Origin of the sequence: Acinetobacter sp. SFD (assembly GCF_001647575.1) — a bacterium.
Taxonomy (GTDB): Bacteria; Pseudomonadota; Gammaproteobacteria; order Pseudomonadales; family Moraxellaceae; genus Acinetobacter; species Acinetobacter pecorum.
In genome coordinates this window covers 320,501-333,008 of sequence record NZ_LSZJ01000012.1, presented here as the reverse complement: position 1 = coordinate 333,008, position 12,508 = coordinate 320,501, and the positions used below count along the sequence as shown (strand labels likewise).

Here is a 12,508-nt window from a genome sequence, read left to right as displayed (position 1 = left end):
TTATGAAATATGCGCATATTTTTGTTATGATGGCAGTTCAATCCTTATTGACATGTTGATATATATCTCCTATGCAAGACCTCTCCCTAGAACCGCTCGCCAAAGACCTGCCGCAAACCAAACGCGGTCATGAGCGTTGTATTGCTTTACTAAACAGTGCAACCGAGCTGTTTCTGGAACGGGGTTATGATGCTGTCTCTCTGGATGATATCGTGCAGCATGCCGGTGGTTCCAAAGCATCTATTTATAAATACTTTGGTAATAAAGAAGGTTTGTTTAAAGCCATCTGTGATTACCGCCGTATCAAGTTTTTTGAGGATATCAGTATTCCAATCGAACTGATGGCACTGGATTTTCGTAGTTATTTGGTACACACCTTGCTCAATTTTTATCATCAGATCATGCAACCAGAGAATTCTGCTTTTATGCGTCTGGTCCTGGAACAGAGTCAGCGTAATCCTGAGCTCGCCCAGCATATTCATGAGCATGGCCCGGTGCATGTACAAAGTACCATTGCAACGGCTTTAGAACAGGCAGATGTACAAGGTTTATTGCATTGCGAAAATCCTCAATATTCAGCACAGCTGTATTTTGGTATTTTACGCAATCTGGAATGGCGTATCCTGATGGGAATTCCGGTACAGGAAGATGATCAGGAAATCGACAAATACATCAGTTATTGTGTAGATCGCTTTTTAGACGGTCATCAAAAAGTCTAGTTTTTTTGCATTTTTGATTGCTTATAGTATATTAGCCGATTCCGTATTTTTTCTTAAACTAACCAACAACTGATTGTTGATCGAGTTTTTCGGCAATTATTGTGGAGTAACGAATGGCTCTCCGTCACTTTCTCACCTTACGCGATTTATCAACTTTAGAACTTAACCAGATTTTGCAGCGCGCAATTGAGCTTAAGCGCAAACAGCATAACAATGAAGTGTTCCAACCTTTTGTTGGTAAAGTGATGGGCATGATTTTTGAAAAATCCAGTACCCGTACGCGTGTTTCGTTTGAAGCTGGCATGAGCCAGTTTGGCGGTAGCGCAATTTTCCTTTCTTCACGCGATACCCAGTTAGGCCGTGGTGAACCGATTGAAGATTCTGCACGCGTGATTTCAAGTATGCTGGATATCGTGATGATCCGTACTTTTGGGCATGATATCGTTGAACGTTTTGCATCCTATTCTAAGGTTCCAGTAATCAATGCACTAACTGATGATCACCATCCTTGCCAGCTGCTTGCCGACATGCAGACTTACCTGGAACATCGGGGTTCAATCCAAGGTAAAACTGTTGCCTGGATTGGTGACGGCAATAACATGTGTAATTCTTATATTGAAGCAGCACACATGTGGGGCTTTAAGCTGAAAGTGGCTGCACCGAAAGGTTATGAACCGCAGCAACAGTTCCTGTCTGAATTCGCGCATTGTGTCGAGCTGGTAGATACTGCTGAAGATGCAGCCGTGAATGCCGATCTGATCGTGACTGACGTTTGGGCCAGCATGGGTCAGGAAGAAGAACAGAAAATCCGTGAAAAAGCATTTGCAGACTACCAAGTCAATGAACGCTTGATGGATCTTGCGCATCCAGACTGTCTGTTCATGCACTGTCTGCCAGCGCATCGTGGTGAAGAAATTTCAGAAAATCTGCTTGACCATAAAAATGCTGTGGTTTGGGATGAAGCTGAAAATCGTCTGCATGCACAAAAAGCGCTGGTTGAGTTTCTGCTCAATGAAAACCTGAAAAAAGACTGATAATTTATAAACTATGAAAAAGCACCTCCTGAGGTGCTTTTTTGATTTTCCACTTCCTAAAGATCATCTTTTAGATATTGAGCTTCTTTAGGAAGTTGCCAGCTGCAGAAGAAACATATAATCAGAATCACGATCACATAGACAAAGAAACTGTTTTCTATTCCTGCTGCCTTAAACTGTAGTGCAACAGAGGGTGCGGAGCCACCAAAGACCGCGTTCCCAACAGCATAGGAAAAGCCTACCCCAAGCGCACGCACATGAGGCGGAAACAATTCTGCTTTTACAATACCGCTAATAGAGGTATAGAAACTAAGTATCATCATTAGAAAGATCAGCAGAAACGCTACAATCAAGGGAGAGCTGCTGAAGGCACGCATATACCTAGCACCATGACGGGATAAATCGCAATAGCCATCAGACTGCTAAACAGTAGCATTGAATTTCTCCGTCCAATACGGTCGGATAGCATGCCAAAAAAGGGTTGTGCTATCATGAGAATAAAGATAGACGCCGTCATAATCAGTCCTACGGTTTTGGCATCAATCCCAATATTGGTCAGATAAGTTTTTGAGTAAACCGTGATCACATAGAAACTCAAAGAACCTGCTGAAGTCAAACCAACGACCAGCAAAAAGGTTTTCCAGTAATTTTTAAATAGCTCTTTAAGTGTGCCGGATTCCTGCTTTTCACTATCTTCATGCGATAAAGTTTCTTCAAGCCGGCTACGTGCCAGTAAAGAAGCAAGTGCAGCAACGCCACCTATAACAAAAGGAATTCACCATCCTCCATCTTGTAACTGCTGTTCCGTCATAATATTCAAGAAAATGACGCCCAACAAACTTGCCAAGAGTTGACCACCTGTTAAGGTCACATATTGAAAAGAAGAAAAGAATCCACGTTGACCCTTGAGGCCGAGTTCACTCATATAGGTTGCGACTGCACCATATTCCCCCCCTACAGACAAGCCTTGTAGCAGACGTACCAGTAGCAACAGAAAAGGAGCTATCATTCCAACTTGTTCATAGGTAGGTAAAGCTGCAAACAGGAAAGAGCTCAATGCCATCAAACAGATTGAAATAACCATCGATTTCTTGCGGCCATATTTATCCGCAATACGCCCAAATAGCCAACTACCAATGGGACGCATGAAAAAGCTGGCTGCAAACACTCCCCAAACGTAAATCGCCTGAGCAGAACTTTCCATTCCAGGAGCGGTTAGTGCATGGGTAAAGTACACTGCAAATACAGCATAAATGTAGAAATCAAACCATTCGACCAGGTTACCAGAAGCTGCTCCAACAACACCTTTAATTCGACTAATTTTTTCTTGTCTAGTATAAGTTTGGTTCAAAATACGACATCCTTATTTTAATTATTCAGATTGAAAATTTATAGGTATTAGGCGTGCATCTTTCTACTCACTGTTTCTTCAGAAATTAACCCAAGCCAGAGTTATTACTTTTTGTTGTAGATAATTTGCTATGAATATAAGCTTTGCTGAATGTTCAGACAAAATAATAAGTGTAATTTTTGATGAGTTTTTTGAAGCTGAAATATGAAAATTCTAATACTCATAGGCAAATATTGTTACTAAAACTTAGCGCTTAAGTATTCGCTATGAAATTAAAGTTGTGTGTTGTTTCTATTCATGTCATGTTTCTATTTTTCTCATAAAGTTAACGTAATTTCTGTGATTCATATGAAATATAATATTAAGCTACTCAGCGTTTTAGGACTTGGTCTCGGTCTACTCACAACAAATGTAAATGCTTCCGAATTTGATCAATATCTTCATAAAAAAGGGATTCTCGACAGTAGCTTTAAAATTAAGAAAAAAGCTGAACTGAATGAATTGCTGACAGTACTGAGCGCAGAAGATTCCAGAACCTTGCCTTTGCAAATTGACCAGAATACAGTGATTGAACAATTGCAGCTAAGTGCTAATAAAACCACGCTAAAAGGAATGATTACCACACCCGACTTCAGCCAGTTTGAAAAAGACCTAGGGCGCAAAGAGGTGATGAAAGTAATTCGTAATAATCTGCTCAATAATTGTGAAATTTTCTTTGAACATCGTTATCAGATTGAAAACCCTTACAAGATTGAACTTACATTAACCTCGCAAACGCAAACTTATAAGACTGCTATTTCCCAGAAAGATTGCAAATTGAAATAGTCTAAATACATAAGAAATCTCGGGTGATTCGATTACAGAATTTAGAAAACAAAAAGGTAGTTTTGGCTGCCTTTTTTGATGAACTTTTTTATCGAGTTGTACCCCGATTAACGTACTAAGCCTTGTGGTTGCAAAATAATAATTAATGCGCCCAGTATGACCACCATACCGCCCAGTAGATCCCAACGTGACAGCGTCACTTGATCAATGAAGCGCAACCATATCAGGGCAGAAAAAATATAGATACCACCATAAGCTGCATAGATCCTTCCTGAAGCAGCCGGATGTAAGGTTAATAGCCAGACAAAGATCGCTAAAGCCAGAGCTGTCGGAATCCATAACCAATGGCTTTTTCCCTGATTTAAAATTAGATAAGGAAAATAACAGCCTAAAATTTCCATCAATGCAGTGACGAAAAACAGGAAAAATGTCGTGAATAACTTGGTAATTTGAATATCCATAATTTATCTTTTGAACTAGATGAAAGAATGTAATGCTTTAAAATATGAATGCATGAAAAAACCCGTGCAAGCACGGGTTTAATCTTTTCCATCAATTAGGCTGGTTCAGCTGTCTGGTCTTCAAAAACTTCAAGTTTTAAGCCGACCGCCTTACCATTTTCTTTCTTAACAGACACCGCAACATTACCGCCATTTTCAGCCAGTTCGCCGAACAGGATCATTTCAGCCAGCGGTTTTTTCAGGTGTTCCTGAATCAGACGCTGCATTGGACGTGCACCCATTAAACGGTCATAGCCATGTTCAGCCATCCATTCACGTGCGCTCTGATCCACTTCGAGCATGACTTTTTTATCATCCAGTTGTGCCTGGAGTTCTGTCAGGAATTTATCTACAACATTTTCAATAATGCTGCTTGGTAATGCCTTGAACTGGATCACGCCATCAAGACGGTTACGGAATTCCGGCGAGAAGGCTTTCTTCATCGCTTCCTGATTATCGTTACTATTGTCTTGTTCCATGAAACCGATGCTGGCACGAGAAATACTCTCAGCACCAATATTGGTGGTCAGTACCAAGACCACGTTGCGGAAGTCAGATTTACGCCCGTTATTATCGGTCAATGAACCATGGTCCATGATCTGCAATAACAGGTTAAATACATCTGGATGTGCTTTTTCGATTTCATCAAGAAGTAATACACAGTGCGGATTTTTGTGAATCGCATCGGTGAGCAAGCCACCTTGATCAAAACCGACATAGCCCGGAGGTGCACCGATCAGACGGGACACTGCATGGCGTTCCATGTATTCCGACATATCAAAACGAACCAGTTCCACACCCATCTGTTTCGCGAGCTGCTTGGTCACTTCGGTTTTACCAACACCTGTAGGACCCGCAAAGACAAAACTACCTACAGGCTTATCTGGAGACTTCAAACCGGCACGTGACAACTTAATTGCAGATGCCAAGGCCTCAATGGCTTCATCCTGTCCAAACACCACACGTTTCAGATCTCGCTCAAGATTTTCCAGCACGCTCTTGTCATCTTTAGAGACCGTTTTTGGTGGAATACGCGCAATTTTCGACACGATGTCTTCGATATTTTCTACCGTAATTAAACTATCATCTTGCTCCGCTTTCAGACGGCGCTGAGCACCGGCTTCATCAATCACATCAATTGCTTTATCTGGCAGGAAGCGGTCATTGATAAATTTTGCAGATAGCTCTACTGCAGATACCAGAGCTTGATCGTCATACTCCACATGATGGAAATCTTCAAATTTCGATTTCAGACCACGTAGGATATCAATGGTTTCTGAAATAGAGGGTTCATTCACATCAATTTTCTGGAAACGGCGTGATAAAGCATGATCTTTCTCAAAGACCTGGCGGTATTCCTGGAAAGTGGTTGAGCCAATGCAACGTAAAGAACCATTTGCCAGCGCCGGCTTGATCAGATTCGATGCGTCCATGGTACTGCCCATACTCGAACCTGCACCAATAATCATGTGAATTTCATCAATAAACAGCACTGCTTCTGGTTTCTTTTTCAGCGCATTTAAAAGCTGTTTCAAGCGTTTTTCAAAGTCGCCACGGTATTTGGTTCCTGCTACCAAAGCACCAATATCCAAGCTAAATATTTCAGCATTTTCCAGTGGTTTTGGCGCTTTACCATTAACAATCAACCAGGCCAGACCTTCAGCAATCGAGGTTTTACCAACTCCCGGATCACCGACAAGCAGCGGGTTATTTTTACGACGGCGGCAAAGGATTTGCGCGGCACGCTCAATTTCTTTTTCACGACCAATCAGTGGATCAGTCTTGCCTTTTTGTGCTTCCACATTCAGGTTAGTCGTATAAAGCTCAAGTGGACCTGAACTCGCTGAAGATGTGGATTCGCCATCTAGGTCCTCAATCTCTTCTTCAGATTGCACATCTTCTTTACGCGTACCATGAGACAAGTACTGGGTCAGCGTCAATCGGTTAATCTGATGGCGTTTCAGCAGATAGACCGCAAATGAATCACGCTCAGAATACATGGCTACCAGAATATCGGCACCTTCTACAGTACGATCACCGCCGCTTGACTGCACGTGAAAAATCGCGCGTTGCAAGATCCGGTCAAAGCTTTCTGTCGGGTGTGGTGCCTGGTCACTATTTTCACCAAGTTTAGGGGTATGTTGTTCTACGTACTCTTCTAATTCCTTACGCAGCACGATAATATCCGCGCCACATGCTTTCAGGGCATTTACGGCGGAATCATTGTCGAGCAAGGCCAACAATAAATGTTCTACGGTCAGGAACTCATGTCTCTTTTGACGAGCCATGCTGACAGCCAAACGTAGTGATACTTCTAATTGACGACTGAGCATGTAACCCCCTTAATCTTTAGGCTCTATTTGGCAAAGTAACGGATGACCTTGTGATCGAGCATAATTATTGACTTGGTTCGCTTTGGTCTCCGCAATGTCTCGAGGATAGACCCCAGCTACACCCTTTCCTTCATAATGTACAGTTAGCATTACTTGTGTAGCTTGGTCAAGATTCATTGCAAAGTATTGTTGTAAAATTTCAATTACAAACTCCATCGGGGTGTAGTCATCATTTAATAAAACGACAGCATACAATGGAGGGCGTTTCAATTCTGGCGGCACAGTCTGTACAGCCAAGTCAGAATCACCTTCTTCAGAAGGTTCATTTGCTAAACGGGGGCTGATATGCCAATCAACAATTCCAGACTCATTAAAAGAGTTTTTAATATCACTTAAACACATTTGACGTTTATTGCTTGGCATAAGATTTATATTTCACACTTAATTTGCATTTGCTTCGGTTTTCGGAATTTCTGACAAGGAGGCAGCCTGATTTTCGACTGCTTTGCCCTGTTCCCAACTAAAACGACGAATTACAGGTTTGGCACCAGTAAGACGTACTTCAATAAATTCAGGCTTAAAGCCTTTAGGCATGGTCCAGCGGCCTGTGAGTCGCTCATAATTTTCAAAATTGAAGTTTTTATCCTCTAATGGCACGACCAGAATTTCAGTGCCTTTAATCAGGCGCAATTCTACGCTACCTGAAGCACGGCTTTTACTTGGACTCACCTGCACCAGATCAATCTGATATTCAAAGGCATTTTCGGGTAAAGGTTTGATTGACAGATTTTGAACTGCCAATGCCAAACCACCACGCTGACGCAAAACCTCGCGATAAATGGTTCCCACGCTTTCAGCCTGAGTCTGTTCATCACGTGCCTTGGTCATGGCCAAATATAGATCATTAGCATTGCTGACCGCCAGATCACGTTCCTGAACCGCAGTATTCAAGTTTTTGTTCAATGTTTCCAGACTGGCTTTCTGTTTTTGTACCACTTCAACCAGTTGTTCCGCATCTGCATCAAAACCAACCGCAGTCAAACCTTGCCGATGCCCGACGGTATAGCCCAGTAGACCACTCCCAAGAATCAGAACAGCAGCACCGGTTACTAATGGTGTGTTGCCTTTCATCCATGATTTCTTTGTATCGGGTTCCTGAGCGATCGTCATGTTTAACTCATTATTCGGCATTTTGATCTCTGTTTGCTTTATACAAGACACACATTTAAATGCAAATCTAAATGTGTGTGAAGTTCTAATACGTTTTTTATGGTAATAAACCAATATTATTTAAGCCAGCATCTTCGGCAAAACCAAACATCAGGTTCATGTTCTGCACGGCCTGGCCTGCTGCACCCTTGACCAGATTGTCTTGTGCAACCAGAATGACCAGTTTAGCGGGTTGCGGCTTATACAGGGCAATACGCAACTGATTCGCTCCACGCACTGAACGAGTTTCAGGAGAACTGCCTGCTGGCATTACATCGACAAACTGTTCGTTGGCATAGAATGCTTCATACAGTGATTGAAGATCAGCTTGTTGACCTGCTTCAGTTAAATCGATATAGATGGTCGACAACATACCACGGATCATTGGCACCAAATGTGGTACAAATAAAATGTGATCAAACACATCTTTCTGACCTGAAATATTTTCCAGTGCTTCGACAATTTCAGGATGATGGCGATGACCCGCTACACCATAGGCTTTAAAGTTATCGGCATTTTCAGAATAAATCATGCCCAGACTAGCTTTACGACCTGCACCTGATACACCCGATTTGGCGTCGATAATAATGCTTTCAGGTTTCACCAATGCTTCAGCTGATTTCAAGACAGGTGCCAGACCCAACTGAACTGTGGTTGGATAACACCCCGGATTTCCGATGACACTGGCCTTTTTAATTTCTTCACGATTTAGCTCAGATAAACCGTATACAGAATCTTTTAACAGTTCTGGACATGCATGTTGCATGCCATACCATTTTTCAAACTGTCCAAGATTTTGTAAACGGAAATCTGCTGCCAAGTCAATCACTTTGGTATTTGCAGCAACCAGCTCTTCGGCATGTTTCATGGCGACACCATGCGGAGTTGCAAAGAAAACCACATCGCATGATTTTAATAGCTCAAGACTGAGATCAGAAAATTGCAGATCAGTATGTCCACGCAAACTTGGAAACATGTCATCTACACGACGGCCTGCTTCAGTACGTGATGTCAGTGCTGTTACATTTACATCTGGATGTCGCAGTAAAAGACGCAAAAGTTCAACGCCTGTATAACCTGTACCACCCACAATACCCACTGAAATCACGATGATTACCTCAAATAAATGTTGCCTTTTATAAGGCTAGTATGACAGGAAGTTATGCTTTTCTAAACCATTTTGCTGGGGTTTGCTGGTTTTTTATAGGCTTTCAAAAGGTCCATATAAAATTTGCATTAAAATTAGTATTTATTAGTGGTTAGTCTGCTTTTGCTGTTGACCAGCTGCAATAGCATAGATAAATCGTAAATAAAAATGCCGGCAATGCCAACAATACGATAGCGTCTAATCGAATAATAAATGGAATTAAGCCTATAATCGCTAGTAAAGTCCCCAGTGCTGAAATCCATTGAGAGATAGGCAGATGCTTCACCCATAAAATACTCATATAAAAAAGTACACCCCAGGCTACCATCCCCGCCAACATGAATAACCTGTATGGCCATGGATACACAATGGGCAGACTTGGATTAAAAATACTCATGAGAAAAAGTACATAAAAGAAAAGTGCGGGAATTGATAGCATAAAAATTAAAATACTTGTCAGTAAGCGGTTCATATTAGAATCTGATATTGTTTTTGTTATCTTTGGAGTTTAACCTAAAATTTAAAAGGCTAACAATAAACTGTACTAAAATGCTTAGGCTATTTTAATTAAAAAATAAAACCGCATGTGCGGTTTTATTTGACTTGATACATTAGACAACAAAAAAACCATGGGTTGCATCTTTCGTTAATTGATCGACCAAACCGTATTCCCAATCCAAATATGCCTGCATCGCTTCCAAAGCGTTGTCAGTTCCTTCATACGGCCGCTTATAACGGTCAATTTGTGGGGATAAGGCTCGGATATCATCAGAGGTTAATTCAAAGCCTGCTTGTTGCCAGCCCGTGTTGCCGCCATCGAGTACCCATATTTTCTGTTCTTGAGCTAAATACGGTGCAATTTCCTCAGCAGCATATTGCGCCAAAATTGCCGTGCTACAGGTCAGCACAATTACTTTTTTGGATTGAAATTCGGGCTCCTGAATCTTTTGAATCGCGTCAGCTTTTAATAACCATTGTGCACCGGGTAAATGGCCTTGCTTATAGTTTGCAAAGGTGGAGACATCCCAAATAGCAATATCCTCTTTCGCGAAGTGATTTAAGTCTTTAGCCGAAATAGTCTGGGCTAAATGCACATTTGGCAGTTTCGATTTCCAAACGCCCTGTTCTGTGAGGACCTGATTAAAATCGGTCTCTAGTACATACACCTCCCAGTTCATCTGCCCCAACCAAGATGCCGTCATATATGCTCTCACCAAAAGGTGATCAATTAAGACAATTCGTGCACCCCGTACTGCAGCAGTATGATCGGTTTCCTGTACCAGTTGACCACCCGCAACCCATCGTGATTCAGGTAAATGTCCCTGTATATATTCCTCTTCATCACGTACATCAAAAATATACGTCGTACGCGTCGTCTCTGTTTTAAATTCCTGTAGTTGTTCTAGGGTAATGGTTTTGACATGGGCTTTTTCTGCCAGTTCTTTAGCACTAAAAACCTGTTGCTCTGATATTGGAGCAATTTGATCTTTATACGAGCGTTGCTGACCGTGCTCTAAGTTCTGGCCTGCTAACGTCCAGCCAATAGTCCCATTCCGCAATGCATAAACAGGATGTGGGATTTTGGCATTGATTAAAGACTGGGTGCCAATAATACTCCGGGTTCGTCCAGCGCAATTTACAAGAATCGTGGTATTTTCATTTTTGACCAAGGCTGGTGCACGTAAAACCAGTTCAGCACCCGGTACGCTTCTCCCGGTTGGGATACTCATAGTCTGATATTCATCGAAACGACGTGCATCTAGGATAATAATATTATCATTCGCATCGATTTTAGCCTGTACATCTTCTGCACTTAGAGACGGCGTATGTTTAAAGTGCTCTACCCATTCACCAAATGCTTTACTCGCAGAGTTCACATCAATAAATAACTCACCACCCTCCTGCTGCCAGGCTTTGACTCCACCTGCCAGGACATAAACCTGGGTGTAACCATACTGTGCTAATTTTTCTGCTGCGCGTTCAACCCGACCATCACGATCATCATAAAGAACGACTTTCGTTTCTAAACGTGGAACACGATTTAAGATTTCTATTTCTAAACGTGATAGGGAAATATTGGTGGCAAACAAAGGATGTGCTTGAGCATAAATGTGCTCCTCACGTAAATCGACAATAGCGATTTCTTTACCCGCCAGTAAAATTTCTCGGATTTGAACAGCGTTTAATGCTGGAATATTTGACATAAATGACTCAGATTTGCTTAGGCTATTTTATTAAACATAAAAAGTCTCAATATGAATTGAGACTTCTAAAAGTTTATTTCGCTTTAAAAATATCGGATGCTTTTGCATCGATGCTGTGTGGAATTAGCTTTTCATTAAAGAATGCATCGGAAATCTGTTGCTGTTCCGCCATATCTTCCGCAATAACGTTTTGCACGTTATAGCTACGATTAGCATTGGCTTGGAGTACAACGTCTGTAGGCAAGTTACCCCATAATGGCGCCAAAATTTTTGCTGCATCATTAGGGTTTGCCTTCACCCAAGCTGCTTTTTCTTCAAGTGTTTGAATGATGGTATTGAGAATCGCCGGATTTTCCTGTGCAAATTTCTGAGCAGTCAAATAGTAACGAATATAATTTGCAAGACCTTCACCTGATGCCAAAACTTTTGCATTCTGAAGTACTGTACCACTTGAAACATACGGCTCCCATGTCACCCATGCATCTACACCGCCATGTTCAAATGCTGCACGGCCATCTGCCGGACTTAACCACGCTGGCGTAATGTCTTTGAAACTTAAACCTGCTTGGTTTAAGGCTGCAATGAGCAAATAATGGCTACCAGCAGCTTTGGTCACCGCAATTTTCTTGCCTTTTAAATCTGCAATAGTTTGAATTTTTGAGTTTTTCGGAATTAAAATTGCTTGTGCATTTGGAGATGCTGTTTCTTTTACATAATAAGTGAGTTTTGCTTGAGCCGCCTGTGCGAATACAGGAACCGTATCTGCCACATCTGCAGTCACATCTACACTTCCTACATTAAGCGCTTCTAACAGCGGTTGACCACTGGTAAATTCGTGCCAGCTGACTTTGACATTTTTTTCAGCCAATTTTTTCTCAAGTTCACCCGACTCTTTAAGTAAAGTCATCAAAGTAGATGAACGTTGATAGCCGATACGTACATTCTCGGCTTTATAAACCGCATCATCTGCTTCTGGTGAAGATTGTGTATTATCAGGTTTGTTACAAGCGCTTAAAAATACGCTAAAAATTAAAGAGAAAACACATAAAAATCTAGAATAAACCATCGCGGTTTCCCCATCCAATAACCGCAGTGAAAAACCCAGTGCGATCTGTTTAAATTGAGGGCATTCTAGAAAAGTGATACATGATTTAAAAATAATCTATTCTCATAAGGGATGCAGAAA

The 12,508-nt window shown here is 41.6% G+C and carries 11 protein-coding genes and 1 pseudogene; 3 read left to right on the top strand and 9 right to left on the bottom strand.

What is annotated here, in order from left to right:
• Window positions 1-71 precede the first annotated feature (71 nt).
• Together AY605_RS09235 and argF are read left to right on the top strand one after the other, a co-directional pair.
• Entirely contained in the window at window positions 72-719 is a 648-nt protein-coding gene (locus AY605_RS09235) for a TetR/AcrR family transcriptional regulator (RefSeq protein ID WP_064096105.1), read from the top strand.
• Window positions 720-832: 113 nt separating this feature from the next.
• Window positions 833-1,753 carry an ornithine carbamoyltransferase gene (gene argF / locus AY605_RS09230; RefSeq protein ID WP_064096104.1) on the top strand — a complete coding sequence of 307 codons (921 nt, stop codon included), beginning with the start codon at window positions 833-835 and terminating at the stop codon, window positions 1,751-1,753.
• Between the two features lie 56 nt (window positions 1,754-1,809).
• On the opposite strand, the pseudogene AY605_RS09225 reads toward argF, so the two are convergent.
• A pseudogene (locus AY605_RS09225) lies at window positions 1,810-3,104 on the bottom strand (MFS transporter).
• A gap of 348 nt (window positions 3,105-3,452) precedes the next feature.
• Between AY605_RS09225 and AY605_RS09220 the strand changes: the two are divergent.
• Window positions 3,453-3,929 (top strand): hypothetical protein, encoded by a 477-nt coding sequence (locus AY605_RS09220; protein ID WP_064096177.1) that lies wholly within the window; start codon window positions 3,453-3,455, stop codon window positions 3,927-3,929.
• A gap of 107 nt (window positions 3,930-4,036) precedes the next feature.
• Here AY605_RS09220 and AY605_RS09215 read toward each other — a convergent pair whose 3' ends face one another.
• The 8 genes from AY605_RS09215 to AY605_RS09180 form a co-directional block, all read right to left on the bottom strand.
• Window positions 4,037-4,390, bottom strand: coding sequence for a YnfA family protein (locus AY605_RS09215; RefSeq protein WP_064096103.1), 354 nt, complete (start codon window positions 4,388-4,390; stop codon window positions 4,037-4,039).
• Between the two features lie 95 nt (window positions 4,391-4,485).
• Window positions 4,486-6,762 (bottom strand): ATP-dependent Clp protease ATP-binding subunit ClpA, encoded by a 2,277-nt coding sequence (clpA, locus tag AY605_RS09210; RefSeq protein WP_064096102.1) that lies wholly within the window; start codon window positions 6,760-6,762, stop codon window positions 4,486-4,488.
• A gap of 9 nt (window positions 6,763-6,771) precedes the next feature.
• A complete protein-coding gene (gene clpS, locus AY605_RS09205) occupies window positions 6,772-7,185 on the bottom strand; it encodes an ATP-dependent Clp protease adapter ClpS (protein ID WP_064096101.1) in 414 nt (137 codons plus the stop codon).
• A gap of 18 nt (window positions 7,186-7,203) precedes the next feature.
• On the bottom strand, window positions 7,204-7,953 hold the full coding sequence (locus tag AY605_RS09200) for a DUF6776 family protein (RefSeq protein ID WP_064096100.1): 750 nt from the start codon (window positions 7,951-7,953) through the stop codon (window positions 7,204-7,206).
• A gap of 76 nt (window positions 7,954-8,029) precedes the next feature.
• The gene (argC, locus tag AY605_RS09195) at window positions 8,030-9,085 is read right to left on the bottom strand and encodes an N-acetyl-gamma-glutamyl-phosphate reductase (RefSeq protein ID WP_171254951.1); all 1,056 of its coding nucleotides are present in this window, start codon (window positions 9,083-9,085) and stop codon (window positions 8,030-8,032) included.
• Window positions 9,086-9,230: 145 nt separating this feature from the next.
• Window positions 9,231-9,590, bottom strand: a complete 360-nt coding sequence (locus AY605_RS09190) for a hypothetical protein (RefSeq protein WP_171254941.1) — start codon at window positions 9,588-9,590, stop codon at window positions 9,231-9,233.
• Window positions 9,591-9,729: 139 nt separating this feature from the next.
• Window positions 9,730-11,322 carry a rhodanese-like domain-containing protein gene (locus AY605_RS09185; protein ID WP_064096098.1) on the bottom strand — a complete coding sequence of 531 codons (1,593 nt, stop codon included), beginning with the start codon at window positions 11,320-11,322 and terminating at the stop codon, window positions 9,730-9,732.
• 73 nt (window positions 11,323-11,395) lie between these two features.
• On the bottom strand, window positions 11,396-12,388 hold the full coding sequence (locus AY605_RS09180) for an aliphatic sulfonate ABC transporter substrate-binding protein (RefSeq protein WP_064096097.1): 993 nt from the start codon (window positions 12,386-12,388) through the stop codon (window positions 11,396-11,398).
• Window positions 12,389-12,508: the final 120 nt, after the last annotated feature.